Source organism: Brevibacillus sp. SKDU10, from assembly GCF_001645205.1.
Classification (GTDB): Bacteria; Bacillota; Bacilli; order Brevibacillales; family Brevibacillaceae; genus Brevibacillus_B; species Brevibacillus_B halotolerans.
Genome location: NZ_LSSO01000150.1, coordinates 12,810 through 38,365 on the forward strand (window position 1 = coordinate 12,810; position 25,556 = coordinate 38,365).

Genomic DNA, 25,556 nt, shown 5'->3' on the forward strand with positions numbered 1-25,556 from the left:
CAGCCAATCATCCATGACAGGAGTGTTTTTATCGTCTATTTACTCTCTAAGCCTTTATTTAATTTTTCGCTTGCCTTAGCAGGAATCTCTGATATTTGTACCTCAGTATAGGAAACTACTTGATCAGGCTTCACATACACTTTAAGATACGCCTTTTGACGCAATTGTTTAAGACCAATAAATGTAATCGTCTTTTCCATTCCATCCTTATCATATCCAGTTAACGTATATTCGTACGAGTCTGAATTTGATACTTGTTTACCTTCTCCAATGATCTGGACATAATAAAGGTCTGCACCTATTTTTTTGAATCGATTGTCTTCAAAAAGATAATATAAACCGCCTAAAACGACCAAGAAAACTAAAATCCCAATAATTGCCTTCTTCATTTCCATTCTCCTCTATACGAATTCTCTTGCAATCAGTATAAGGGAGTCTTAGCCAATGTAACATTGAATATCCTTTCATCAATATTACATTTTTGTAAGATAGGCAAATATCTGCTATCTAGAAACCGTTGATCCTTTTAAAAGGGAAGCAAGCGGGAGAGCAAATTCAGGAATCCCCGCAGCATAAGGAGTATATTCATATAAGCCAAAATAAATGATTACGGAATCTCCTTTTACATAAAACGCTTGTTGATCACTAATAGTTTCGAACGGTGTTAGTAAATACCCATATTTTTGTTGAAATTGTTTCTTTATTTGTTGTGAAATCTCTGCTTTATAATCAGGGTTTTCTTTGAGAAGGTCTTGCAGCGAAAGAATTTTACCTGTTTTGATATCGATTGTGTAAGCAACCCGATCAACCATTCCGTGTGCTCCGCCCGTATATGTATACTGATCAAAAACGACGCTAATTAATCCGTTTTGATTATAGGTAATCTCGTAATCAAGTGAGTAATCATAAGGATTTTCACCCTCTCTGATCTCCATAGAAGCTTGAGAACCCATTTCAAAGGTTTCAAGTGCAACCTTTTCTAGCTGATCGTTTATTTTCCGTTGAATTTCTACATTGGAAGAAAGCCATGTTAATTGCGGATATTGTATCGATATGTTTGTATTATTTCTGTTGATTTTCAGTTCTTTATTATCGAATTGCAGGTCATTTTCGGATACAAAATGGGTGCTTACAGCTTTCGTAACGGAATCCTGTGAAATAGAAAAACCCATGTTTTCACAGATAACCCGCAATGGTACCAGTATGGAAGAGTCCTTGATTCGAGGGGCTTCCTCCATAAACAGCTTATGTCCATTTACGAGATAGGCATTATCTTCTACCTTCATTACTATTTCCTTTTTTGAAGATAAGATTGAAATACGTTTTGTTTGGGGCTCGTAGTATACATGAAATCGGAAATCGTTGCGTAACGTATCTAATGTTACAAATGTAGTTCCCTTGATGACTTCTCCGGCACTACTAAGCAGTTTGGTGTCGACAAATACATCAACCTGCTTAGTAGATTCTGCCCAGACAGAATTTGCACTGAACGTAACGCAATGAAGCATTGCTGCTACCATCAAAATATACCCTCTTGTTTTTCTCATACAAATCTCTCCTTTATGTACAGAACCATTCCTTCTTTTTCCATGTCACGAAAAGGACAGTATATCACATGTGATGCTTGTTTGTACTCCTTCATTTGTATTTCACTTACCTCGGTACAGCTTTTATTATTACTTTTCCAGGTTAGCTTCTTCTCCTAAAAACAACGACCCATCAACGAAATCTTGACAGGTCGTTCATACTGTATCCCTGTTCCCACAGGCCATATATTTTATGCCTCTTTAAGAAGAAATGATTAGACTACCTGCATGACTTCTACATTTATTCACCCTTAACCACTCCTGTCGCTTCCAATGCTCGCATATCATTAAAATGATCCCTATAAGTCTGATAAATAAGTCTTCTTTATCCGTAACGAATAAGACGTACTAATCAGACTGCTATTTAAATCGCTTCAATCCAGCCAGTGATTTGGCTGTAAATTCATCCTACCCAAAATTCCATTCCACACCGGTTACAAATCAATTACCTTTTGTTTTGGTACGAGTAAATTTGAACACTTCATCCGCTGCCCTCTCACGGCCTCCAGACTTAAGAAATGATTGACTGATTTTTTTTGCTTTCTCCTGATAAATTGGATTTTGCAAAACCTCGTGAACAGCTTGTTTAATATCCTCTGGTGATAGATTTTCAAAATCTAACAGAACCCCTGCTCCAAGCTCCTTCACCCGTTGTGCTATCGTAGGTTGATCATTCACAATGGGAAGCATAACTAACGGTACTTCAAAATAAAGCGATTCACTTATGCTATTCATACCACAATGACTAATAAACACATTTGTGTGACGTAATACGTCTATTTGAGGGACATAATGACGTACTATAAAGTTATCTGGTATATCCCCTAATTCTTCTATTGTTGTATTCTTTCCAATGCTAAGTACTACCTTACCATCTACGTCTTTTAAAGCCGTAAAGCATTTTTGATAAAGCTCGAGCTGTTGGTTTACGATCGTTCCCATAGAGATGAAGATGACTTGTTTTCCTTTTAACTCATCAATGGGAAAATCACCAAGGTGACTGCTATCTGGTATTGAAGGACCTACAAAAATATAGTTGTCATTAAACTGCTCACTATTTCTCTGGAAATAAGAAGAAGTGAACACAATATTTAAATCAACTGGCCCAGGATTCGATAAAAAAAATCCCGGAAATGGAACTTTATATTTGCTTTCTAATTGCTTTTTACGTTCTTGTATTTTTTCCAATTGTAAAAAATTTTGAAGCGTAGCCAGCCTCTCTAGCTTCCCTTTTTCATCATCTGAGTCTGTTAGTGTCATATTTTCATGAGGATCATTTGAAAAAGCAAATGTAGTCCAAGTAGCAATGGATAATAACTTACATTGGTGAGCAATCCAGGTACCTACCATCGTTTGTGCATCGTATAAGAGATAGTCATATGTCTCATTTGTAATTTCGTTCAGTATGGTATCCGTTATCATTTCCATGGCATGTAGAAATTGCAGGAAAAACTCCACCGGCTGTGAATTCAGAAGATAATTGATTTCTTGAAGTATTTCTTGTGCTCTTTGATCCACAGGCCGAAATATAGCTCCTGTTTGTTCAATTTTCTCTTGAAAATGATTGGACGAATAATAGACAATATGCTCCCCGCGCTTTACTAAATCAGTTACTAGCCCTAATGTTGGATTTACATGACCTTCTCCCAGCATACTAATGTATAGTGCCTTAGCCATTTGTTTCCCTCCTATAATAAAGACTGTTCTACTCCTACTTCAGTTTTTTCTACAGGATGCCCATGGAAACAGTTAATACTGTTGCATGTGAATAAAAACACCTCAAAAAAATAAACATAATTACCTTTTGTTTAGATTATAACAAACAATTTTATTTTTTGTCTATAATTTATTCATTTTCCTTTCGATCTAGCATTCTTACATCTTAGCTTTTTACAGTTTAGGACTTCGATTAAATTCAATACATGAACTAACACATAAAATAAACGTACATTAGATAAAAAAGAAAATAGGCCTAAGATTTTTTCAATACCATCTATTTAGTGGTACAATTCTAAACAGATAGATAATTCAAGCTGAAGTTTCATTCTCTACGATTTGCTCGTTTTACTTGCATTCTTATTAGGAAAAGGTAGTGAATCAGGTCATAGGAGGACGTATTATGGCAACAGCAACAGATATTTTTTGGAGACCAATCATCGGAAGCGGCTATGAACATTTGCGATTAGTAAAAGACGATCACAAGATAACGGTTGACAGTTTAGTAATTGGAAAGACAGACGAGGGAGCAATTTTTCGTGTACAATTTCAAATGATTCTTGACACGAATTGGAGGGTCCGCAAAGTAACAATACAGTGTATTGGCAAAGAACAATTCCTGATACTGACCTCTAATGGGAGAGGAGAATGGCGGGATGCGCATGGAAAGGTCATCTCCGCATTAGCAGGATGTATTGATATCGACATATCCTGTACCCCATTTACGAATACACTCCCTATCAATCGCTTAGAGTATACCCTCTCTACTCAACAGGAAATCTCTGTAGTTTACATATCGGTACCCGATCTATGTTATCGTCAGGTAAAACAGACCTATACTCTGATGAAAACAAACCATACTGAATCGATTTTTACCTATCAAAGTGGCAGTTTTACTGAAAATATCAAGGTAGATACTGACGGAATCGTCACAGAGTATCCGCAATTGTTTTTACGCGAATATGCCCATACTTAAAAATGTGATCATCCTATATGAGGCTGCAGCAAATCATATAGCTTTTCCATATCAGCATTCTGCAAGATGACCTAGGCCTACGAATGAATTAGCATAAGTAGGCTTAGATTTTATGTTTTCAAATGCACGCAAGCACTTGTTAATTTGCACTGAGTAAAAGGGGAAATAAGCTATTTTCCTTATACTAGCAACAACTCATTTTTCAGCTAATACTGGATCATTTCATACCAGCAAACCTCACAGTCCCCCTTGTTTGTTGTATTACAAATCTTTTAAGCTGAGCTTGAGATCCTGATAGCCATACAATGAGCCTATTTTTAATGTATCGGAACCAAATGGATCCACAACTCAAATCTCTTTGGCAAATGATAATCCCTTGTCAGCTAAAGCGCGACGGATTTGATCCATTGCTTTTGGACCCATACCATGGAGCTTCATCACCTCAGCTTCACTTAGTAGTGTAAATTGTTCCAGCCGGAAATACCCTGCCCCTTCGAGTGATCGTCTTGCCGGCTTGGCTAGCGTACTAGGTAAATCACTTTGTGTTTCATGATCATTCTGAGCCATCAGTGACCCCCTCTCTCCTCCTTATTGAATCCCTCATTCAATTTCATTCTATTCTAGTTCAGCTCCCTTCATTATTTATAAAAGATTTCAAAAAGGATCAGACAAGCTTTTAAATATTCCTTCCATTGCATGTAAAAGTGTATTACTTAGGTGACGAAAGTTATTTTTGTAATATATTTACATTATATAAATTTTATGTATATAATAAATCATATAGAATTATATGTCGACAGCAGCTTGATGATATATATAGAGTCAGGTTAACTAGCAATCATAACAGTCATTATCATTTGCACCTATTAGTTGGGATGTTGACTTTATCTAGTAAGAGATCCCCTCCGCTATCCGAAAATAGCTCGTGTGTTTTCGTAATCATGATTTCTCTCTGCTCATAGGAATTCATACGATCATACTTACTCCCTACATCAAATCTGGTTTTAAACTCTTCCATTTCCTTGTATCATGATCCATTCCTTTCTTTTTTATTTATAGTGAAGCTGTTAAAATACCTTTTTCAAAACAAAAAGCCGAAAACCCTTGCTGTGCAAGGATTTCCGACTATTTAACTTCATGTCTGGAATTACACTTCCATGATGATAGGTAAAATCATTGGTCTTCTACGTGTTTGTTCGTATAAATAACGTCCAAGTGTATCTTTTACATTATTTTTCAGCGATGACCATTCATTTACTTTTTCATCCATACATTTTTGCAGAGTTTGGGCTACGATACGATTTGCCTCTTCCATCAATTCTTCCGACTCACGTACATATACGAAGCCGCGAGAGATGATATCAGGTCCAGACACGATAGTACCATGTTGTTTACTGAGGGTAACGACAACAACCAGAATTCCATCTTGGGATAATAATTTGCGATCACGTAAAACGATGTTACCTACATCGCCTACGCCCAGTCCGTCAATAAGAACGTTGCCAGCATGCACTTTAGGACCGTATCTTGCCTGACCCTTTGCAATTTCCACGGTATCTCCATTATCGAGTAAGAAGATATTCTCAGATGGTACTCCCACCTGTTCAGCAAGTATTGCATGCATACGCTGCATACGATACTCCCCGTGAATCGGGATAAAGTATTTAGGTTTCATCAGGTTAAGCATTAAACGTAGCTCTTCCTGGCTTCCATGTCCAGATACGTGAACGGTACCATTTGGACCATGTCCTCCATAAATAACTTCTGCACCTGCTCGGCATAAGTGATCGATGGTGCGGGAAACGTATTTCTCGTTCCCTGGAATTGGTGTTGCTGCAATGATTACTGTGTCACCAGGCATCATGTCTATTTTCCGATGGGCGGATCGGGCAATGCGGGTAAGCGCTGACATAGGCTCTCCCTGACTTCCTGTTGACAGAATAACTACTTGTTCTAATGGTAATTTATTACATTCATCGATATCTACAATTACCCCTTCTGGTACATGTAAATATCCTAAATCCATACTTATGGTTATAACATTGATCATACTGCGTCCTACTAACGTTACTTTACGATTGTATTGAACAGCAGCATCAAAAACTTGTTGGATACGATGAACGTTTGATGCAAACGTGGAAACGATAATTCGCCCCTCCGCTTTATGAAAAACTTCTTTTAACGCTTTCCCTACTGAACTTTCAGATCCAGTAAAGCCTGGACGCTCTGCGTTTGTACTGTCTGATAACAAGCAGAGTACGCCTCGTTCCCCAATTTCCGCCATTTTTCCGAGATCAGCTCTTTGATTGTTTACGGGGGTTTGATCAAACTTAAAATCTCCGGTATGGACGACATAACCTTCAGGGGTTTCTAAGCAAACGCCGACTGAATCAGGAATACTATGATTTACTCTGAAAAACGTTGCAGTTAATGTACTGCCAAGACTTACTTCTGAATCACTATTGATCAAGTGACGAGTAGTTGTATTTAGGATACCCGCTTCCTTCAATTTGACATCAATCAGACCTAGCGTTAACTTTGTTGCATATACCGGCACATTAAGGTGACGCAATACGTAACTTAGTCCTCCAATATGATCTTCATGTCCGTGTGTAATAATAATTCCGCGTACTTTATCACGATTTTCTTCCAAATAGGTAATATCAGGTATTACCATATCAATCCCCAGCATTTCCTCCTCTGGGAATTTGAGACCAGCATCAATAACAACGATGTCTTCATCGGTCTCTACTACGTACATGTTCTTACCAATTTCGCCAACTCCGCCCAGGGCAAAGATAAGAACACTTTGATTCAACTTAGACAATGAATGTACCTCCTATATTTAGTTGTCAAATTACACCTCAAATTAAACCGCCCCAAATCGCTTATCCCTATTATATCCGAATTAAAAACAGGAATACAAGTAAGAAAAGCATATATATAAATTTATCGAAACATTAGTAAGCCAGCTTTTGAAAAGGGTTGCGGTTTTCATATTTGAAATCCTGCTCTCTACTATTTGTAAAGATATGGGACAAATAAGAGGTAACTAAGTATCTTCAGGCATCTTTAGTCATGCACCGTACAATCCATAATCTTATAAACCATTTTGCAAACTGTAAAATACAGACTCAAGAACATATGCTTTAAACAAAAAATCGCTGAGTAGTCATTTAGATATGACATACCCAGCGATTTTGTCAAAACGCTAGTAAAATAACGGATTTCATAGGTACCAGAAAGGCTAGCTCCTAAACAGCACTAATCTACAGCCATTCATCTATATAGCTAGCTTCTTCGTCCGTCAACTCCACAAGCGGTAAACGAACACCGCCTACTTCAATCCCTTTTTTGTTTAGCGCCGCCTTAATTGGTGTTGGATTAGGATATTTGAATGCTCCTTCAAAGATCGGAACTAGCTTACGATGAAGAGCTGCTGCCGTAGAAGTATCTCCCTTGAAGAACGCATCCATCATTTCCTTCATCTCTAAACCAATTACATGGCTCGTTACGCTTACTACTCCAACTCCGCCAATAGAAAGTACCGGAATAGTTAAACCATCATCACCGCTATATAGCTCAAAGCCTTGAGGTGCACGTTCAATGATCTGTGCCATCTGGGTAAGATTGCCAGACGCCTCTTTAATACATACTACATTCGGTAGTTCAGCTAAACGTAGGGTTGTGTCCGCTGTCACGTTTATTCCTGTACGTCCAGGAACATTGTATAGCATGATTGGCAGGTCTACGGCTTCACTAATAGCCTTAAAATGCTGGTACAACCCCTCTTGCGATGTACGGCTGTAATAAGGAGCCACCAGCATGATCGCATCTATACCCGTTTTTGTTGCTTCTTTTGAGAAAGCAATGGTTTCTTCTGTATCATTGCAGCCTGTACCTGCGATGACTTTAACTCTACCGTTCGCTTTTTGTACACTAAAAGTAAATAAATCAAGCTTTTCCTGTTTGGAAAGAGTTGGTGATTCTCCTGTTGTACCACTTACCACGAGTGCTTCTGAGCCTGTGTCTATTAGGTAGTTGATCAGTTTTTCTGTACGATCCCAGTCAATCTGGCCCTTGTCATTAAAAGGCGTTACCATGGCAGTCACAATACGTCCAAAAATAGCCATGTTTTCATCTCTCCTCTTTCTTCCACTTTCCTTATAGGCTCTCTAACTTCTGCTCTATATAACTATAAACGAGCATTAGACAAATCAAACTGCTGATGCAAAGCCCGCACAGCTCTAGCCATATCCTCGTCATGCACTAGCACCCAAATGGTTGTGTGTGAGTCAGCAGATTGCAGGATCTGTATCTCCTCTTTGGTAAGTGCTTCTACAATATGAGCCATAACACCTGGTACTCCTGCAATGCCAGCACCAATTACCGACACCTTAGCACAATGAGGCATTAGTTGAGGCTCATAGCCCATGTCAGCTAAGATAATCGCCGCCTTTTCAGCCATATGATCGTGTACCGTATAAGCGACACCTAGTGGATTGACATTAATAAAATCAACGCTGATATTATGTTGTGCCATTGCTTTAAAAACCTGAAGCTGGGTATCATATTGTCCTTCTTTAGAGAATACCTTGATCTGTGTAATATTAGGAACATGAGCTATCCCCACTACAACTCGATCACTAAAGGATTCATTAAAACGGCCTAACTCATGTAGACTGGTAACCAATGTTCCCGGATCGTCTGAAAATGTGGAGCGCACACGTATTGGAATATTGGTTTGCATAGCGATTTCCACAGCGCGTGGGTGAATCACCTTAGCACCTAAGTGCGCCATGTTGCAAATCTCAGTATACGTGACGGTATGAAGTGACTTAGCCTCGTCTACTATTCGTGGATCGGCCGTCATAATACCATTTACATCTGTAAAAATATCAACCATGTCAGCTTTTAAGGCAACGCCAAGTGCTGTTGCTGTCGTATCGCTTCCTCCGCGGCCTAAAGTGGTCACTTGCCAATCTTCCGTACGACCCTGAAACCCTGGAACAATGACAACACGCCCTTGCTCAAGCTCTTGTTGAATACGATCAGGTTCAATCGTAAGGATTTGTGCGTTATTAAAATCATTAGTAGTTATGATATTAGCTTGCCCACCCGTTAAAATTGTGGACTCGATGCCTCGCTCATTAAGCATGCTGGACATGACGCAAGCGGAAATAATCTCCCCTGTATGCAATAACAGGTCGTTTTCGCGCGCTCGTAGGCTGTCCCCATTTTGACGGATCAATTGTAATAGCGTGTCAGTGGCGTAAGGATCACCCTTACGCCCCATCGCAGACACAACTACTACTAAGGAAAAGCCTTCCGCCAGTGCTTTTTCAATGTGGCCAATTGCCCGATTGCGATGATCCTCCGTTGTTAAGGATGAACCCCCGAACTTTTGGACAAGTATTTTCATGAAAACCTCTCTCCTAGCTGTTGGCCTTGATAAGCTCCTCGGCAATTTGTACGGTGTTCCACGCAGCACCCTTTAATAGATTATCTGCTACAACCCACATATGGATGCCTCGTGGATGCGTTAAATCTCGGCGAACACGACCGACAAAAACTTCAAGCTTATCCGCAGAATCGGTAGCCAATGGATATTTTTGTTCTTCAGGGGAATCGACAAGCACAATACCAGGTGCATGTGCTAGTAAAGATTTCACTTCTTCCAGTTCATAGTCATTTTTAAATTCGACATAAACGGACTCACTGTGACCTTTTACTACAGGAATACGCACACAAGTAGCTGCAACTAAAACTTGATCGTCACCCAATATTTTCTTTGTTTCGTTTACCATCTTCATCTCTTCATACGTAAATCCATTGTCTGTGAAAACATCAATTTGCGGAATCGCATTAAAAGCAATCTGATGATGAACAGGAAGCTTGGATACCGGCAGTACATTTGCTTCCGGCTCTTTCCCATCTAAAACATCTCTGGTTTGAGTCAACAGCTCATTGATTGCTTGAGCACCCGCACCAGATACAGCTTGATAAGTAGAAACAATAATCCGATCTATTCCAAAACGGTCATAAAGAGGCTTCAATGCCGCAACCATCTGAATGGTAGAGCAGTTAGGGTTTGCAATGATTCCTTTGTGTTTGCGCGCTGCATCCATGTTAACCTCAGGCACAACCAATGGGACTTCTGGATCCATTCGATAAGCACTCGTATTGTCAATGACAACTGCTCCATGACGCACAGCATGTGGAGCTAATTCCTTACTGATCGCTCCTCCTGCACTGAACAGAGCAAAATCTACACCAATAAAGCTATCAGGTGTTGCCTCTTCAATTGTCACTTCCTGACCTTTAAACAGCACCTTTTTACCAGCCGATCTTTTTGAAGCCAATAGCTTTAGTTGACCGATTGGAAAATTTCGTTTCTCCAAAAGCTGAATCATTTGCTGTCCTACTGCTCCTGTCGCTCCCACGACTGCGACATTTACCTTCAGTTGGTTCTCCATCTTTTTCTCCTCCTAAGAGCCTGTTAGCTGCATCAATAATGGAATCTTTCTATAAGCAAAGGTTGCAACTGACGATGTTGAATAGCTAGCTCACACGTTTCCATGATGAGATCCATTCGTGCTACCAGTGAGTTTGGTTTTTTGTCAGGCGCATCCTGCCCAAACGGAACAAAATAAATATTTTTAGTGGCTAGAAGTTTTGCAATATTTGTCGCATTTAACCCCAGTCCATCATTGGTTGAAATCGCCAAGACGACTGGATATAGATTGCGTAAGGTTGCTTTTGCAGCCATTAAAACAGGGCTATCTGTGAGTGCGTTCGCCAATCGGCTCGTGGTGTTACCTGTGCATGGAGCAATCACCATAACGTCAAATAGCTTGGAAGGTCCAAGCGGTTCTGCATCAGTAATAGTAGTGATAATCTCTTCGCCTGTAATCTGTTTTAATTGGTTCTGCCAATGGTTAGTCGTTCCAAAACGTGTATCAGTGGTCATCACAGTCTGGCTCGCTATGGGTACAACACGTGCTCCAGCGTCGACTAAGCGCTGAATTTGCGGCATGGTTTCTTCCAAGGTACAATGGGAACCCGTTAGCCCAAATCCAACCGTTTTCCCCCTAAGATTGCTCATGATGACCCCCCTGATTCTCGGCTTGCTCCGATAGTAGTCGCGCTAAGGTATTGGCAATTATTTGCCCCGCTGTTTTCGGTGCAACAATTCCAGGAAGGCTTGGGGCGAGAATCGCTTTGATTCCTCGACGTTCTGCATAACGAAAATCAGTTCCACCCGGCTTAGAAGCAATATCTAGGATAAATGCAGTCTGTGGCATTTGTGCTATGATGTCTGATGTAATAATCAAATGTGGGATTGTATTAAAGATAATGTCTACCTTTGAAACATACTGCTTAAAATCATCCAGATCAAAAGCATCAATACCCATTTCATTACTACGTGCTATGTGTTCCGGACGTTTTGCCCCAACCTTAACATGTGCTCCCAATGCATGCAAAGCTCTAGCTAATGACATACCTACTCGACCTAATCCGAGAACAATCACCTCGGAGCCATGGATCGTAATATCAGTGTTTTGGATCGCCACCATCAATGCTCCTTCCACAGTAGGAATGGAGTTGTAGATAGCCACATCATCACGGTTCAATAGCTCTTTTAGTGGGGCGTTATGCAGTTTTAATAGCTCTCTGAGATAAGGCTTTGCCATCCCGGTATAGACAACGCATTTTTCTGGTAAAGCTTCAATATGCTCCTTAGATAGCTGGATGCTTTTCGTAGAAAAAATGCTTTCAATCATTCCTTTGTCATCTGTACCGACGATAGGTAGGATCAGGGCATCAACATCCTTTAACACATCGCATGTTAATGGTTTCTTCGTTGCTCCTGTAAAGCTACTCTCTAAGTTATCAAAGCCAATAAGAGTAACTGTGGCGTCCAGCTGGATGCATTTTTTGATGACTTCCAGCTGACGAGCATCACCGCCAATAAAAGCAACATGTTTTCCCGTCAGCATGCCGTGTTCCCCTTTCCAAACATTTTACGCAAGATAACCTGGAAACGCAAAGAATTTTTCCAAGTCCCATGGAAAATGTAAAATAGTTGACGGACCGTTTTTTGTTCACGGTCGATGTATATGTCGTGCACTGCTGTAATCTACCGTCATCCTATTCGAACACCTAACGTTTCGTTACTGAAGTTTCCTGTGGGAATTGGTTTTGTGTAGGTTGTAACTGTACAATTATCATATCCGGACCAATTTGTACAATAGACCTCCAAGGAATCTTCGTATCAGCTTTTTTCTTCCCTATCCCAAAAAAAGAATGATTGGAAACGACAATAGAAGCAATTTCTCCTGTTATTGGATTAATTTCCATATCCGATTGTGCCACCACTCCGCGTTTTTCTCCATAATCAACATCTACAATCTCTTTTCCGCTAAACTCGCTTAATCGCATTTTAACTTCCTCCTTTGTTTGTCCACTCACAGCAGAATATACGAAAAAGCTAATCAGTTTATACGTAAGATTGTAGTAAAGGGTATTTTTTTTCATAATTAGTATAAAATCAACAATAAAAAGGCTTCTCACTAAGCCTAATGACTTAGGAGAAGCCTTTCTGCCCACAGTTATTTACCTGTAGAACCGAATCCACCTGCACCACGTTCTGTTTTTTCCAACTCGTCAACAATCTCTAACCGTGCTTGCATCACTGGCATAAAGAGGAGTTGGGCAACTCGGTCCCCTTTTTTGACCACAAATGGTTCAGTCGTGTCTAGGTTCTGCAACAACACTTGAATCTCACCTGTATAATCGCTATCAATTACTCCAACAGCATTCGTTAGTGATATTCCGTATTTAAAAGCGTTGCCGCTACGTGGGAACACTAGACCTACCATACCTGCGTCAGGCATTTGCACAGCAATCCCTGTAGGAATCTTGGCGCGTTCCCCAGGAGCAATCGTGATGTCTTGTTCAATACATGCTGCTAGATCAAGTCCCGCAGAGCCTGATGTCGCATAATGCGGTAAAGGAATATCCGTTCCAATCATTGGAGACATTTTTTTAATGTTTACAAGCACAAAAGACACCTCTTTTTACGTTAAGAATACATTTGCATCAACATTTTCCGGGAATGCTTCCAATGGACTAACCATTGCCATCGCCATTTTGGAGTGGAATAATTCTTTAGCCACTGCTAGAACAGATTCCTGACTTACACGATCTACCTTCGCAATAATTTCATCTAGTGTAAGGTGTCGGCCATGTAACAGCTCATTTTTACCCAAGCGATTCATGCGGCTGCTAGTGCTTTCTAAGCTTAGCATCAAACTACCCTTAAGCTGTTCTTTTCCTTTGTTTAATTCTTTTTCTGTAATTCCATTTGCGCGAACATCATGTAGAACATTAGACACAATGTCAAATACTTTACCTACATGCTCTGGTGCTGTTCCCGTATAAATATTGAATGTACCAGATTCTTTATAGGAAGAGTGGTAAGAATAAACAGAGTAAGCTAGACCGCGTTCTTCACGAATTTCTTGAAACAGACGAGAACTCATGCTTCCACCCAAAATATTATTTAAAATAATTAAGGAATAAACATTGTCATGGCCCACAGCATATCCAGGCATGGAAAGGCATAAATGAGCCTGCTCGGTCTGCTTTTGATGTACGATGCTTTGACCTGTAAAGGTTGGTGTAGCGATATCCATTGTTTTTCCTGCACGCTGGTACGTCGAAAATAATGATTGCACCAATGTGATTAACTCATCGTCAAAGTTACCTGCTACTGTAATTACCGTGTTCTCTGGTAAGTAGCGTTGTTCGATATATGTCAACAAATCCTCTCGTTTCATGCCTTTGAGTACATCTTCTTTTCCCAGTATCGTGTACCCTAGCGAATGATCGGCATAGGAAGCACGTGCAATCAGATCATGCACCAAATCATCTGGTGTATCCTCATACATACTGATTTCTTCTAGCACTACGTTCTTCTCTTTCTCTAGCTCCTCTGCATCAAACACAGAGTTAAAGTACATATCAGATAAAATATTGAGAGCAAGCGGTGCGTGACGATCAAGTACACGCGCATAATAGCAAGTGTATTCTTTGGATGTAAAGGCGTTTACGTTCCCACCAATTTCATCAAACGCTTCAGCTATTTCTTTCGCACTGCGAGTTGTAGTACCTTTAAAAAACATGTGCTCCAAGAAATGTGAAATTCCGTTATTTTGCTCATTCTCATATTTTGAACCCGTTCCTACCCAAATTCCTAAAGCAACGGATCGAACACTAGCTATTTTTTCGGTAACAATCCGGACACCATTTGCACACGTATATGTTTGAATCAAATCTGATCCCCCTCTATCAATCTGCTATCTCTGGCTTATGCCACACAGGGAAGCGATCATAAAGTCGCTTCCCTGTTGTACATGTTACTGATAAGCGTTTCGCTTTCAATAGAAAATAACATGTCTTACTATAGCAAAAAATAGCGTCCGGTACAATATTCCATAAGCTTCTACGGCAACCGACGACTAGAGATTACCTCGGAAACCGTCGTTGGTTTCAATCCTTTTTTCTCAGCTAGTGTCAGCATTTGATCTAGTCCTCTAGATGAGGAATCAGTTGGGTGCATCAGTATGAGTACCCCTTTATCCAGCTTCTTGCGGATACGCTCTACCATCGCTCCTACCGGCGGGTTTTTCCAATCAACTGTATCTGCTGTCCAGAGAATGGTCTTCATCTGGTAATCCTGATGAGCAATTTCTACCACCCGTTGATTAAAGGAACCAGACGGCGGAGCAAATAGAGAGGGCTTTAAACCGATTGTCTTAGAAATAATCTCTTGTGTTTTGCTGATCTCTTGGCGAATGCGCGCCTCTCCCAGCTTGCTCATATCTGGATGGGAATAGGCATGGTTGCCTATTTCATGACCTCTGTCATAAATTTTTTTCGCTAGCTCGGGATTTCGTTTGACCCAAGATCCATCTAGAAAAAAGGTGGTTTTTACTTTATGCCGATCCAATGTAGCAAGAATTTTATCCAGGTATTCATTCCCCCAGGCTACATTTATCATGAAGCATACTGCCTCTTTTTTGGGGTTCCCTCTATAAATGGGATGAGCCCCTAGCTGTTCTACCTGTACCTTTGGCATCTGTTCTTTATAGACAATTGAGCTTTCATCCTGCTTTCCTGTTTTCTTCATTTGAGCAATTGTTGCATTAACATCAATCACTCGTCCGTTATATCCCGGAATCGCTTTCCAGACAGGATCAAGATATGCGTCCTGTGGTGCTTCCTCGCGTTCCTTTTGCCACTGCTCTATCTTTTCTCTAAATGGCTCCTCAATGGTAATCTGACCTTGCACAGGAGTAACGCCAACTTTTAGTTGTGTAACATATGTGTTAATTGGAGAAGAGGTTACTAATCCAAACAGTAACGCTCCACAAACAGTTGCTACCGTCATATATTTTCTTGTCTTTTTAGAATGCTGTTTCACGGTTTCATCACCTTTGCTTTTATCTATCGAGTTCTTACTCTTATTCTCTATCCTCTTTGTCCAATCTATGTAGAGAAAATGCTCGATAGAAGCAAAAAAAGCTTGCACCCACATAGTTTCCCATGATCGGCAAAGCTTTTTGGCTATCTATTATTCAGTTTCTTGTGGTGCAGCCTGCGCTTGTTCTTTCAAAACAGCTTTTCGAGAAATATTAACGCGGCCTTGGTCATCAATCTCGGTTACTTTAACCAAGATTTTATCCCCTACAGAAACTACATCTTCCGTTTTAGCGACGCGCTCTTCCGCTAGTTGTGAAATGTGGCAAAGTCCTTCTTTACCTGCAAACAACTCGATGAATGCCCCGTATTTTTCAACACGTTTAACAGTTCCCAAGTAAGTTTGACCCACTTCTACTTCGCGTACCAAATCCTCGATGATTTGTTTTGCACGTAGGTTCGCATCTGCATCCGTAGAGGCGATAAAGATACGACCATCTTGCTCAATATCAATTTTAACGCCTGTCTCTTCGATGATTTTATTGATAACGCGACCTTGTGGCCCAATCACATCACGAATTTTTTCTGGATTAATTGACATTGTCATGATCTTAGGTGCATAAGGAGACAAGTGATCGCGCGGAGCATTGATTGTAGCCAGCATGCTTTCCAGAATATGCATTCTGCCTTCCTTCGCTTGCGTCAATGCTTGCTCTAGGATTTCACGATTGATACCTTCAATCTTGATATCCATTTGAAGAGCTGTAACCCCTTCAGCGGTACCTGCTACCTTAAAGTCCATATCTCCCAAGTGGTCTTCCATACCTTGGATGTCTGTTAGGATGGAGAAATGTTCACCATCTGTATCCATGATCAAGCCCATTGCGATACCAGCAACTGGTGCTTTAATCGGTACCCCTGCATCCATCAGAGCAAGAACACTACCACAGATAGACGCTTGGGAAGTAGAACCATTAGATTCAATTACCTCTGATACCAGACGAATTGTGTAAGGGAAATCTGCTTCACTAGGGATGATTGGTTCAATTGCTCTTTCACCCAATGCACCGTGACCGATTTCACGACGACCTGGAGGACGAAGCGGACGCGCTTCCCCTACGCTGTAAGGAGGGAAATTATAATGATGCATGAAACGTTTTGTTTCTTCAAGACCAAGTCCATCCAAAATTTGTACATCACCAAGTGCTCCTAATGTACAAACGCTCAAGGCTTGTGTTTGACCGCGAGTAAATAAACCTGAACCGTGTGTTCTTGGTAAAATACCCACTTCGCTCGACAATGGACGAATTTCAGTTAGTGCACGACCGTCTGGGCGAATTTTTTCGTGCGTAATGAGACGACGAACTTCCTCTTTCACCATGTTGTAGAGAATTTCGCTAATTTCTCCCTCGCGTTCTGGATACACCTCAGAAAAATGTACTTGAGTCTCTTCTTTAACAGCATCGATCGCTTCTGCACGGGCATGCTTCTCTTCAACACGGACTGCTTCCCGTATTTTAGCATCAGCAAAAGCACGCACTGCCTGATCAACTTCCTCGTCTACATTATGCAAGACGACTTCCATTTTTTGTTTACCAATTTCAGCTACGATGTCATTTTGGAAAGCAACAATTTTCTTGATGTGATCGTGACCATACATGATCGCTTCTAGCATGATTTCTTCCGGTACTTCTTTTGCACCAGCCTCTACCATGTTAATAGCGTCCATCGTACCTGCCACCACTAGATGGATATCACTTTTTTCTTGCTCAGCAATCGTAGGGTTGATAATAAATTTACCGTCAATACGACCTACAATAACACCAGCAATCGGACCATTAAATGGGATTTCAGATGTACTCAATGCGGCAGAAGTACCAATCATTGCTGCGATTTCGGTTGAACAATCCTGATCAACGGAAAGAACTGTATTTACTACTTGTACATCATTGCGGAAGCCTTCCAAGAATAGAGGGCGAATTGGACGGTCAATTAATCGGCTCGCCAAAATAGCTCTCTCGCTTGGGCGACCTTCTCGCTTAATAAATCCACCTGGAATTTTACCTACTGCATATAAGCGCTCTTCATAGTTTACCGTTAATGGAAAGAAATCCAAGTCTTTTGGTTCTTTAGAAACGGTAACCGCAGATAGAATGGTGGTATCTCCGTAACGCACTAAGACCGAACCTTGTGCCTGTTTTGCAACTTTGCCAAACTCAAGCGTAAGTTTTCGGCCTGCTAAATCAAAGTCAAAAGTACGATATTGTTGCTCCATTCCTTTAGCAGTCCTCCTTAATTAGACCATTGTCTAACATGATTCTTTTCTATCTCTATGTATTATTTCCTGCTATGGCAGAAATAAAATAGATATGATAATAGAAAAAGCGGGAATTCACCCGCTTTTTCAGACGTGCCGATTAACGGCGAAGACCAAGTTTGTCAACCAATGTACGATAACGAGCAACGTCGCTGTCTCTTAGGTAACCTAAAAGGTTACGGCGTTGACCTACCATTTTCAATAGACCACGACGGCTGTGGTGATCTTTCTTATGAGTGCGTAGGTGTTCGTTAAGATTGTTGATGTTTTCCGTAAGAATTGCGATTTGAACCTCAGGAGATCCAGTATCGTTATCATGTGTACGGAATTCATTGATCAATTGAGTTTTACGCTCTTGAGTAAGTGCCATTCGTACTCACCTCCATTAATTTTCCCACTAGCTGAGCATGCCGTCGGTGAGAATCGGACAGCCAAGCTAAAGGGGCGTTCTGCTTAGAACAGTACAGATTATAGCATACTTTTTTTCATAAAGTAAAGGAAATCATTCACTTCGTTAGCAATCAAGCCAACTTAGCAAATTTATCTTTAGCAAAATTCACGTCTTGCTGGATTTGGGCGACAAGAGCATCCACGCCAGAAAATTTAATTTCATCGCGGATCATGAAGAGTAATTCTACTTCTACATTTTTTCCATAAATCTCATCTTTAAACCCCATGATATGAACTTCCAGGGATTTTTCACGCTTCTCCAGCTCAAAAGTCGGCTTAATTCCAATATTCATCACACCGTCATAGGTTTGACCATCCACGGTAATTCGAACGCCATATACACCATTTTTCCCGATTAAATAAGGCTCGTCCACACCGACATTTGCCGTAGGAAACCCGATGGTTCGACCGCGCTTGTCTCCGTGAATCACTGTTCCCTTTACCTTATAAGGGCGTCCTAACAGATGACGTGCTTGCTCTACTTCTCCCTGGTGCAGGTATTCGCGAATAATAGTACTACTTACCTTTTCGCCTAAACGATTTACAGGGCCAATGATGTCTACCGTATATCGGTCCTTGCTTAGTTCTAATAGCGTCTGGGTGGTACCCATTCCCCGGTAAGCAAACGTATTGTCAAAGCCAACCACAATATGCTTGACCTGAAGCGGCAAAATCACTTCTTCTACAAAATCCTCAGGATAAATAGAGGAGAAGGCAATATCAAATTGCATGACAAAGACGATGTCTACTCCCATTTTTTCGAATTGCTCCAGCTTATCATCCAACGGGGTGATATATTGAGAATAACCACTTCTGCCTAGAACTTCTCGTGGATGCGGGTCAAAGGTCAAGACACCACTTTTTATTCCATGTGCCTGGGCATGATCAATCGCTCGCTGGATGACGCGACGATGCCCGATGTGAACACCATCGAAGTATCCCATGGCGACCGCGCATGGTTGTAATTCGATCTCAGATGAAAGCGGATAGGATAGTCGTATTATGTTCAAAGTCCCCACCTCATGTGCGAAAAACTTTTTCTGGTTTGGCATATAGACCTCGGTGGCTCTTATATACCTTATGAATGCCAAGTAATTGACCATTACTATACAAACAAATGAGATTCCCTTCCTCAACTTGACAACCTGGCAAGCCTGTTTCCAATCCGTTTCGTACAGCCTTAGCTCGATCCGCTGTAATTTCATAGCGAGGCAAATAAGATAAGGCTTCTCCAATTGGAATCACAAGTTGCTCAATGCTCTTAGAGCCCTGCTCCTTGTTCATGCTGGCTTCCAATTCCTCAAACGTATGGGCATGCTGCATTGTAAATGGTCCGCTTTTGACACGAACTAACTTGGCCATATGCGCAGGATACCCCAGTTTTTGTCCAAGGTCAACACATAACGTACGCATATACGTCCCTTTGGAGCAAAGACAATAAAACGACACATCTACATATTCTGCGTTAGATTCAATGTGATGGAGCTGCAATTCATAAATAGTAACCTCGCGAGCCTTTCGTTCAATCGTAATTCCTTCACGAGCTAAATCATACAGACGCTGTCCATTTACCTTAATAGCAGAGTACATAGGAGGGGTTTGTTCGATTACGCCAAGCATTCCCTGCATTGCTTCCTCAACTCGTTCTCTAGCAATGGTCGCACCATCCACCTTAGCTGTCTCCAATACCTCGCCAGAGGCATCCTCGGTTGTCGTGGTTGAACCAATACGCATAACAACCTCATAAGCTTTTGGAAGCTCCTGTAAGTACTCCACAATTCGTGTCGCATTATTTATGCATATAGGTAACACACCTGTCACATCAGGGTCTAGTGTTCCCGTATGCCCCACTTTTTTCGTTTGAAAGATACGACGAATTTTGGCAACACAATCATGTGAAGTCATTCCTGCTGGTTTATGTAAAACGAGAACTCCATGCTGCTGCTCATTCATTTCTTTCCACTCCAAGCAATTGATCTACCAATGTCAAAACAGACTTCTTGGCTTCTTCCAAAGTTACATCCTTCATCGTGCAACCTGCTGCGCGGGCATGTCCACCACCGCCGATATTCTTAGCTATCTGAGCTACATCTACCTTCGCACGTGAACGCAGGCTAATTTTGATAATGCCTTCTTCTACCTCGGTGAATAATATTCCAACCTCGACGCCTTCAATATTACGCCCGTAATTTACAATGCCACCTGTATCATCATTGGTTGAATTGGTTTCTAAAAAATCCTGTTTTGATATCTGCATAGTGGCCACGAGTCCCTCGTTATTCAGTTCCAGAGATGCTAAGGCACGTTTTAGAATCTGTACATGCTGTAATGTAATGCTCTCTAGACAACGTTCTGCAATCTCGGCTGAAGAAACTCCATATGTAAGTAGATGGGAGGCGATTTCCATCACGTGCGGTGTCGTATTGGAATATCGGAAACCACCTGTATCCGTAAGTAATCCTGTATAGATACATGTAGCAATTTCTTTTGTCAATGAGAAGGAAGAAGCAACACACCAATCATACATAATCTCTGCCGTTGCAGCAGCATGAGGCAGAAGAATGTTATACGTACCAAACGCATCATTGGTAGGATGATGGTCAATATTTAGAATTTGTGCATCTGGAGCAAACAAATGAGTTACTTCACCCATCCGACTGCTATCTGCCGCGTCTACAGCGATAACGCAGGAGAATTTCTCATCCACAGTTTGTTCCGATAGGTTGATGATGTGGTTGGAGCACGGCAAAAAGGAGAACATATCAGGTGTAGACCCTTGGTTTACAATCACATAGCTTTTCCCCATCTGTTCTAACAACAAAGCCATAGCAAGTGCAGAGCCCGTCGTATCACCATCAGGATTTACGTGGGAAATAATTAAGAAACGCTCGTTTTCACGAACAAAACGAGCGGCATCTAAGAAAACAGTTTGGTCGATATTCATCCTATTTCTCTCCTTCATTTGGGGAGATTTCACGCAAAAGGTTATCGATTTTATTTCCGTAATCAATGGAAGCATCCAGTTTGAATAGAAGCTCAGGCACATGTCTTAATTTGATACGACGCCCCACTTCTGTGCGCAAAAAGCCTTTTGCTTTTTGCAAGCCTTTCAGCGATTCTTCACGTTTGCTCTCATCTCCGAAAACGCTAATATACACTTTTGCTTGTTGAAGATCACTAGTTACTTCCACATCTGTTACTGTTACAAAACCGATGCGTGGATCTTTCATTTCACGTTGCAGCAGAATGCTCAATTCTTTTTTGATCTCTTCACTCACGCGGCTCATTCGGGTTTTATTCATGCTCATTTTGTTCACCTCCGAACGTAAATCGTACCTTAGTCGTAGTATTCCGTATCCGCACGAATTAACTCTACGTCGGAAAATGTTTCTACAAACCGCACGATGGTGGTAATTTCCTTTTGCAAAAAAGAGTATTCATTAGCAACGGCAGCTACCTCAAGTAAGGTACGCTGCCATTGCTCGTGAAAATCTATTTCAGCAATTGATACATTGTACTTATTTCGAATTTGACTCATGACGCTTTTAATAATCGAACGTTTTTCCTTAAGAGAACTCGTATAGGGCATAAACAATTCTAACTGCGTCACAGCTACCATTAGGCTTTAACTTCAACCATAATGAAGGCTTCAATAATATCGCCCTCTTTAATGTCAGTGAAACGTTCTAGAGTAACACCGCACTCATAGTTCGTTGCCACTTCTTTCACATCGTCTTTGAAACGTTTTAGCGTATCTAATTTACCCTCGTAAATAACTACGCCATCACGAATCAATCTCGCTCCTGCGTCACGGCTTAGCTTACCTTCCGTAACATAGCAGCCTGCAATTGTACCCACTTTAGATACTTTGAAGATTTGACGAGCTTCCGCTTGACCGATAATCTCCTCTTTATATACAGGATCAAGCATCCCTTTCAATGCGGATTCAATCTCTTCAATCACAGTGTAGATAACGCGGTGTAGGCGGATATCAATTTGCTCCTGCTCAGCCATACTGCGAGCGTTCGGCTCAGGACGTACGTTGAAACCAATGATAATTGCATTAGACGCATTTGCTAAAGTAACATCAGACTCTGTAATCGCACCAGCGCCTGTGTGAATAACCTTCACGCGAGTACCATTCACTTCAATTTTCTCTAAAGAACCTCGAAGAGCTTCTACAGAACCTTGAACGTCTGCTTTAATAATTAGGTTTAATTCTTTAATATCGCCTTCTTGGATTTGAGTAAACAAGTCATCCAAGGAAACACGCGCACTTGCACGGCGCTCAGAATCACGCTGTTTAACTGCACGAGATTCACCGATGGAACGAGCTTTCTTTTCATCCTCAAATACCATGAATTGATCCCCAGCCTGAGGGACATCATTTAAACCGGTGATTTCAACTGGCATGGACGGTGGTGCTTCTTTCATGCGGCGACCTTTGTCGTTCACCATAGCACGAATGCGACCGTAAGCAGAGCCTACAACGATTGGATCACCGACACGTAGCGTACCATGCTGTACCAATACAGTTGCAACAGGACCGCGACCTTTGTCCAACTCAGCCTCAACAACCGTACCGCGAGCACGTTTGTCAGGATTAGCTTTTAATTCTTGCACTTCAGAAACCAATAGAATGTATTCTAAAAGCTCTTCAATACCTGTACGCTGTTTTGCGGATAGCGGGCAGAAAATAGTATCGCCGCCCCACTCTTCCGATACTAATTCGAATTGCATTAATTCTTGTTTTACACGATCTAGATCAGCAGCTGGTTTATCAATTTTGTTGACAGCAACGATAATCGGAACATTTGCCGCTTTCGCATGGCTGATTGCTTCGATTGTTTGTGGTTTCACACCATCATCAGCAGCTACAACAAGAATGGTGATATCCGTAACTTGGGCACCACGAGCACGCATTGTAGTAAACGCGGCGTGGCCAGGTGTATCCAAGAATGTAATTTTCTTGCCTTTAATTTCAACTTGGTAAGCACCAATGTGCTGTGTAATACCACCAGCTTCTCCTGCAACAACATTTGTAGAGCGAATTGCATCTAGCAATGTTGTTTTACCATGGTCAACGTGACCCATGATGGTAACAACCGGAGGACGTTCACATAGATCTTCTTCTGCATCCACCTCAGCGATTGTTTCGAAGTTTGTTTCATCAATGACGATTTTTTCTTCTACTTCAACACCGTAGTCAGCACAAATTAATTCGATGGTATCTCGATCTAGATCCTGATTGATCGTAGCCATGATACCCAAAGCGAATAGTTTTTTAATAATTTCTGCTGGCTCTCTTCTTAGCTTTTTACCCAATTCGTTTGCAGTAAGTGACTCTGTAAACGTAATTTTGCTAGGCAATTCTAACACAGGACGTTGTGCAGGGGTTCCACCTTGACGTCCATTTGAACGTTTTTGGTTTTTATTAAACTGCGGTCCTTTTCTGTTATCTTCAAAGGTTTTTTTAGTTTGTGGAGCCTTCTTAATTTTTTCGCGTTTTTCCATTCCAACTTTTGCTGGAATTTTCGCTTTATCTGCTAGCGTTTCTTCCTTACGTTCTGTCTCAATATTGGTCATTTGATCTTTTACTTCATTTTGCTTTGCATCTTGTTTTTTGTTTTGACTCATAGTATTTGCTCTTCGCTCCTGATTCTTCCCCTGATTTTGGTTTTGCGTTCCTCTACTCTTTGCTTGAGCTGAGGTGTTACCAGCAGCATTTGCAATTTGCGGTTTTTGACCGTCTTGTTTGGGGGATTTTTCCGATTGGGATGTGGCTCGCGCCTCGCTGCTCGTTATGTTTTGTGGCTTATCTTGCTTTGGTTGTTGCACTTGTTTTGCTTGGGTGTTACCACTGGAAGCATTCGCTCGTAAATTTGCTAAATGCTGTTCCAATTTTTGTACCGTTTCTTCGTCCATAATACTCATGTGATTGCTGACATCTATATTGATTCTCTTCAAGAGAGTAACAATTTCTTTACTGCTCATGTTATGTTTCTTTGCGTATTCATATACGCGTGTCTTCATGTAATCACCCCTTGTTATGGATTAGGTGTGAGAAGGTTCTCCATGCTCTTCGCCATCTTTGTATCCGTGATGGCGATCGAGACTCGAGCTTCTTTACCAATCGCACTTCCAAGTTCGTACCTGGTCGAAAGCGAATAACAAGGCACCTTATAATACAGGCATTTGTCGGACACTTTCTTGGTCGTGTTAGCTGATGCATCTGTAGCCAGAAGGACAAGCTTTGCCTGTCCGTTACGAACCCCATTGATCACGAGACCTTCACCCGTTACTACTTTGCCTGCACGCATGGCCAACCCTAGCAATTGCGCTACTTTTTGATTCATTTCCCCATCATCTCCAGCCATTTCTCGCGGAAGCTCTCGTATTGTTCCTGTGAAATGCTGGTGTTTAGCGCACGCTCCAAAACTTTTTTCCATTTTCCAGCAGTGAAAGTATCTGGTGTGCGGCAACTCTCTTTTTGACAAACATAAGTGCCGCGTCCGGACGCCCTTCCGCTCGGATCAATCAAAATTTGTTCATCCGGCGTTCGAACGACGCGGAGCAATTCCTTCTTCGGGTACATTTCCTGACAAACGATGCATTTACGTAATGGAACTTTTTTTACTTTCATTCCATACCCACATCGCTAGCGTCTTCATCGGAAGGCTTAGGATAGGAAATCCCCTCTTGTTCAGCTTGACTTTCACTCTTAATGTCTATTTTCCATCCAGTAAGTTTGGCTGCCAGGCGTGCATTCTGTCCACGTTTTCCAATAGCTAGCGACAATTGATAATCAGGTACGATTACGCGCGTCATTTTCTCTTCTTCGTTCACTTCAACGTGAACTACTTTAGACGGACTTAACGCGTTAGCTACGTACTCAGCCGGGTCCTCAGACCAGCGAACAATGTCAATTTTTTCGCCCTTTAGTTCGTTTACGATCGTTTGTACGCGCAGACCTTTAGAACTTACACTGGCATCAATTGGATCGACTTCTTCATTTGTGGAGTGAACA

Annotated in this window: 25 protein-coding genes and 1 pseudogene; 1 reads left to right on the forward strand and 25 read right to left on the reverse strand. The window is 41.3% G+C overall.

The window, feature by feature from the left end; all coding sequences use genetic code 11:
* Window positions 1-35: 35 nt before the first annotated feature.
* From AYJ08_RS11510 to AYJ08_RS11520, 3 genes are all read right to left on the reverse strand, one after another.
* Window positions 36-389 carry a YxeA family protein gene (locus AYJ08_RS11510; RefSeq protein ID WP_064017840.1) on the reverse strand — a complete coding sequence of 118 codons (354 nt, stop codon included), beginning with the start codon at window positions 387-389 and terminating at the stop codon, window positions 36-38.
* A 114-nt stretch (window positions 390-503) separates the two neighbouring features.
* Complete coding sequence (locus tag AYJ08_RS11515) at window positions 504-1,547, reverse strand: PdaC/SigV domain-containing protein (protein WP_064017841.1); 1,044 nt, start codon at window positions 1,545-1,547, stop codon at window positions 504-506.
* A gap of 480 nt (window positions 1,548-2,027) precedes the next feature.
* On the reverse strand, window positions 2,028-3,263 hold the full coding sequence (locus AYJ08_RS11520) for a macrolide family glycosyltransferase (RefSeq protein WP_064017842.1): 1,236 nt from the start codon (window positions 3,261-3,263) through the stop codon (window positions 2,028-2,030).
* Window positions 3,264-3,705: 442 nt separating this feature from the next.
* Between AYJ08_RS11520 and AYJ08_RS11525 the strand changes: the two genes are divergently transcribed.
* Window positions 3,706-4,278, forward strand: coding sequence for a putative glycolipid-binding domain-containing protein (locus tag AYJ08_RS11525; protein WP_064017843.1), 573 nt, complete (start codon window positions 3,706-3,708; stop codon window positions 4,276-4,278).
* A 348-nt stretch (window positions 4,279-4,626) separates the two neighbouring features.
* On the opposite strand, the gene AYJ08_RS11530 is transcribed toward AYJ08_RS11525, so the two are convergent.
* From AYJ08_RS11530 to nusA, 22 genes and pseudogenes are all read right to left on the reverse strand, one after another.
* Window positions 4,627-4,845, reverse strand: coding sequence for a helix-hairpin-helix domain-containing protein (locus tag AYJ08_RS11530; RefSeq protein ID WP_064017844.1), 219 nt, complete (start codon window positions 4,843-4,845; stop codon window positions 4,627-4,629).
* A 580-nt stretch (window positions 4,846-5,425) separates the two neighbouring features.
* Complete coding sequence (locus tag AYJ08_RS11535; protein WP_064017845.1) at window positions 5,426-7,105, reverse strand: ribonuclease J; 1,680 nt, start codon at window positions 7,103-7,105, stop codon at window positions 5,426-5,428.
* A gap of 442 nt (window positions 7,106-7,547) precedes the next feature.
* Complete coding sequence (gene dapA / locus AYJ08_RS11540; RefSeq protein ID WP_064017846.1) at window positions 7,548-8,411, reverse strand: 4-hydroxy-tetrahydrodipicolinate synthase; 864 nt, start codon at window positions 8,409-8,411, stop codon at window positions 7,548-7,550.
* A gap of 62 nt (window positions 8,412-8,473) precedes the next feature.
* Entirely contained in the window at window positions 8,474-9,700 is a 1,227-nt protein-coding gene (dapG, locus tag AYJ08_RS11545; RefSeq protein WP_031413740.1) for an aspartate kinase, read from the reverse strand.
* A 13-nt stretch (window positions 9,701-9,713) separates the two neighbouring features.
* The gene (locus AYJ08_RS11550; protein ID WP_064017847.1) at window positions 9,714-10,754 is read right to left on the reverse strand and encodes an aspartate-semialdehyde dehydrogenase; all 1,041 of its coding nucleotides are present in this window, start codon (window positions 10,752-10,754) and stop codon (window positions 9,714-9,716) included.
* A 32-nt stretch (window positions 10,755-10,786) separates the two neighbouring features.
* A complete protein-coding gene (locus AYJ08_RS11555; RefSeq protein WP_064017848.1) occupies window positions 10,787-11,383 on the reverse strand; it encodes a dipicolinate synthase subunit B in 597 nt (198 codons plus the stop codon).
* The gene (dpsA, locus tag AYJ08_RS11560) at window positions 11,370-12,278 is read right to left on the reverse strand and encodes a dipicolinate synthase subunit DpsA (protein WP_064017849.1); all 909 of its coding nucleotides are present in this window, start codon (window positions 12,276-12,278) and stop codon (window positions 11,370-11,372) included. Before dpsA ends, AYJ08_RS11555 begins: the two co-directional genes overlap by 14 nt.
* 163 nt (window positions 12,279-12,441) lie before the next feature.
* Window positions 12,442-12,720, reverse strand: a complete 279-nt coding sequence (locus tag AYJ08_RS11565; protein WP_064017856.1) for a YlmC/YmxH family sporulation protein — start codon at window positions 12,718-12,720, stop codon at window positions 12,442-12,444.
* A 170-nt stretch (window positions 12,721-12,890) separates the two neighbouring features.
* A complete protein-coding gene (gene dut, locus AYJ08_RS11570; protein WP_064017850.1) occupies window positions 12,891-13,343 on the reverse strand; it encodes a dUTP diphosphatase in 453 nt (150 codons plus the stop codon).
* 15 nt (window positions 13,344-13,358) lie between these two features.
* Window positions 13,359-14,615: a M16 family metallopeptidase gene (locus AYJ08_RS11575; RefSeq protein WP_003336970.1), complete on the reverse strand. Its 1,257-nt coding sequence runs from the start codon at window positions 14,613-14,615 to the stop codon at window positions 13,359-13,361.
* A gap of 170 nt (window positions 14,616-14,785) precedes the next feature.
* A complete protein-coding gene (locus AYJ08_RS11580; RefSeq protein WP_082890932.1) occupies window positions 14,786-15,766 on the reverse strand; it encodes a polysaccharide deacetylase family protein in 981 nt (326 codons plus the stop codon).
* Between the two features lie 150 nt (window positions 15,767-15,916).
* Window positions 15,917-18,037, reverse strand: a complete 2,121-nt coding sequence (locus AYJ08_RS11585) for a polyribonucleotide nucleotidyltransferase (RefSeq protein WP_064017851.1) — start codon at window positions 18,035-18,037, stop codon at window positions 15,917-15,919.
* Between the two features lie 142 nt (window positions 18,038-18,179).
* Entirely contained in the window at window positions 18,180-18,449 is a 270-nt protein-coding gene (gene rpsO, locus AYJ08_RS11590; RefSeq protein ID WP_003336966.1) for a 30S ribosomal protein S15, read from the reverse strand.
* Between the two features lie 151 nt (window positions 18,450-18,600).
* Window positions 18,601-19,581, reverse strand: a complete 981-nt coding sequence (locus AYJ08_RS11595; protein ID WP_064017852.1) for a bifunctional riboflavin kinase/FAD synthetase — start codon at window positions 19,579-19,581, stop codon at window positions 18,601-18,603.
* Complete coding sequence (truB, locus tag AYJ08_RS11600) at window positions 19,550-20,482, reverse strand: tRNA pseudouridine(55) synthase TruB (protein WP_064017853.1); 933 nt, start codon at window positions 20,480-20,482, stop codon at window positions 19,550-19,552. The genes AYJ08_RS11595 and truB overlap by 32 nt, the downstream gene beginning before the upstream one ends.
* Window positions 20,475-21,473 (reverse strand): DHH family phosphoesterase, encoded by a 999-nt coding sequence (locus tag AYJ08_RS11605; protein ID WP_064017854.1) that lies wholly within the window; start codon window positions 21,471-21,473, stop codon window positions 20,475-20,477. The genes truB and AYJ08_RS11605 overlap by 8 nt, the downstream gene beginning before the upstream one ends.
* Window position 21,474: 1 nt before the next feature.
* The gene (rbfA, locus tag AYJ08_RS11610; RefSeq protein WP_003341340.1) at window positions 21,475-21,831 is read right to left on the reverse strand and encodes a 30S ribosome-binding factor RbfA; all 357 of its coding nucleotides are present in this window, start codon (window positions 21,829-21,831) and stop codon (window positions 21,475-21,477) included.
* Window positions 21,832-21,866: 35 nt separating this feature from the next.
* Entirely contained in the window at window positions 21,867-22,148 is a 282-nt protein-coding gene (locus AYJ08_RS11615) for a DUF503 domain-containing protein (RefSeq protein WP_003336961.1), read from the reverse strand.
* Window positions 22,148-24,562: a translation initiation factor IF-2 gene (infB, locus tag AYJ08_RS11620; RefSeq protein ID WP_064017855.1), complete on the reverse strand. Its 2,415-nt coding sequence runs from the start codon at window positions 24,560-24,562 to the stop codon at window positions 22,148-22,150. The genes AYJ08_RS11615 and infB overlap by 1 nt, the downstream gene beginning before the upstream one ends.
* Before the next feature lie 14 nt (window positions 24,563-24,576).
* Window positions 24,577-24,885 carry a YlxQ family RNA-binding protein gene (locus AYJ08_RS11625; protein ID WP_031413724.1) on the reverse strand — a complete coding sequence of 103 codons (309 nt, stop codon included), beginning with the start codon at window positions 24,883-24,885 and terminating at the stop codon, window positions 24,577-24,579.
* Complete coding sequence (rnpM, locus tag AYJ08_RS11630) at window positions 24,882-25,172, reverse strand: RNase P modulator RnpM (protein ID WP_031413723.1); 291 nt, start codon at window positions 25,170-25,172, stop codon at window positions 24,882-24,884. Before rnpM ends, AYJ08_RS11625 begins: the two co-directional genes overlap by 4 nt.
* A pseudogene (gene nusA / locus AYJ08_RS11635) lies at window positions 25,169-25,556 on the reverse strand (transcription termination factor NusA); the annotation flags it as partial. The gene rnpM and the pseudogene nusA, both read right to left, overlap by 4 nt.

Excerpts from the sequence above, each read along its gene's own strand:
- AYJ08_RS11510 (WP_064017840.1), bottom strand. The coding sequence starts at position 389 with ATGAAGAAGGCAATTATTGGGATTTTAGTTTTCTTGGTCGTTTTAGGC.
- AYJ08_RS11515 (WP_064017841.1), bottom strand. The coding sequence starts at position 1,547 with ATGAGAAAAACAAGAGGGTATATTTTGATGGTAGCAGCAATGCTTCAT.
- AYJ08_RS11520 (WP_064017842.1), bottom strand. The coding sequence starts at position 3,263 with ATGGCTAAGGCACTATACATTAGTATGCTGGGAGAAGGTCATGTAAAT.
- AYJ08_RS11525 (WP_064017843.1), top strand. The coding sequence starts at position 3,706 with ATGGCAACAGCAACAGATATTTTTTGGAGACCAATCATCGGAAGCGGC.
- AYJ08_RS11530 (WP_064017844.1), bottom strand. The coding sequence starts at position 4,845 with ATGGCTCAGAATGATCATGAAACACAAAGTGATTTACCTAGTACGCTA.
- dapA (WP_064017846.1), bottom strand. The coding sequence starts at position 8,411 with ATGGCTATTTTTGGACGTATTGTGACTGCCATGGTAACGCCTTTTAAT.
- dapG (WP_031413740.1), bottom strand. The coding sequence starts at position 9,700 with ATGAAAATACTTGTCCAAAAGTTCGGGGGTTCATCCTTAACAACGGAG.
- AYJ08_RS11550 (WP_064017847.1), bottom strand. The coding sequence starts at position 10,754 with ATGGAGAACCAACTGAAGGTAAATGTCGCAGTCGTGGGAGCGACAGGA.
- AYJ08_RS11555 (WP_064017848.1), bottom strand. The coding sequence starts at position 11,383 with ATGAGCAATCTTAGGGGGAAAACGGTTGGATTTGGGCTAACGGGTTCC.
- dpsA (WP_064017849.1), bottom strand. The coding sequence starts at position 12,278 with ATGCTGACGGGAAAACATGTTGCTTTTATTGGCGGTGATGCTCGTCAG.
- AYJ08_RS11565 (WP_064017856.1), bottom strand. The coding sequence starts at position 12,720 with ATGCGATTAAGCGAGTTTAGCGGAAAAGAGATTGTAGATGTTGATTAT.
- AYJ08_RS11585 (WP_064017851.1), bottom strand. The coding sequence starts at position 18,037 with ATGGAGCAACAATATCGTACTTTTGACTTTGATTTAGCAGGCCGAAAA.
- rpsO (WP_003336966.1), bottom strand. The coding sequence starts at position 18,449 with ATGGCACTTACTCAAGAGCGTAAAACTCAATTGATCAATGAATTCCGT.
- AYJ08_RS11595 (WP_064017852.1), bottom strand. The coding sequence starts at position 19,581 with ATGCCAAACCAGAAAAAGTTTTTCGCACATGAGGTGGGGACTTTGAAC.
- truB (WP_064017853.1), bottom strand. The coding sequence starts at position 20,482 with ATGAATGAGCAGCAGCATGGAGTTCTCGTTTTACATAAACCAGCAGGA.
- AYJ08_RS11605 (WP_064017854.1), bottom strand. The coding sequence starts at position 21,473 with ATGAATATCGACCAAACTGTTTTCTTAGATGCCGCTCGTTTTGTTCGT.
- rbfA (WP_003341340.1), bottom strand. The coding sequence starts at position 21,831 with ATGAATAAAACCCGAATGAGCCGCGTGAGTGAAGAGATCAAAAAAGAA.
- AYJ08_RS11615 (WP_003336961.1), bottom strand. The coding sequence starts at position 22,148 with ATGGTAGCTGTGACGCAGTTAGAATTGTTTATGCCCTATACGAGTTCT.
- infB (WP_064017855.1), bottom strand. The coding sequence starts at position 24,562 with ATGAAGACACGCGTATATGAATACGCAAAGAAACATAACATGAGCAGT.
- AYJ08_RS11625 (WP_031413724.1), bottom strand. The coding sequence starts at position 24,885 with ATGAATCAAAAAGTAGCGCAATTGCTAGGGTTGGCCATGCGTGCAGGC.
- rnpM (WP_031413723.1), bottom strand. The coding sequence starts at position 25,172 with ATGAAAGTAAAAAAAGTTCCATTACGTAAATGCATCGTTTGTCAGGAA.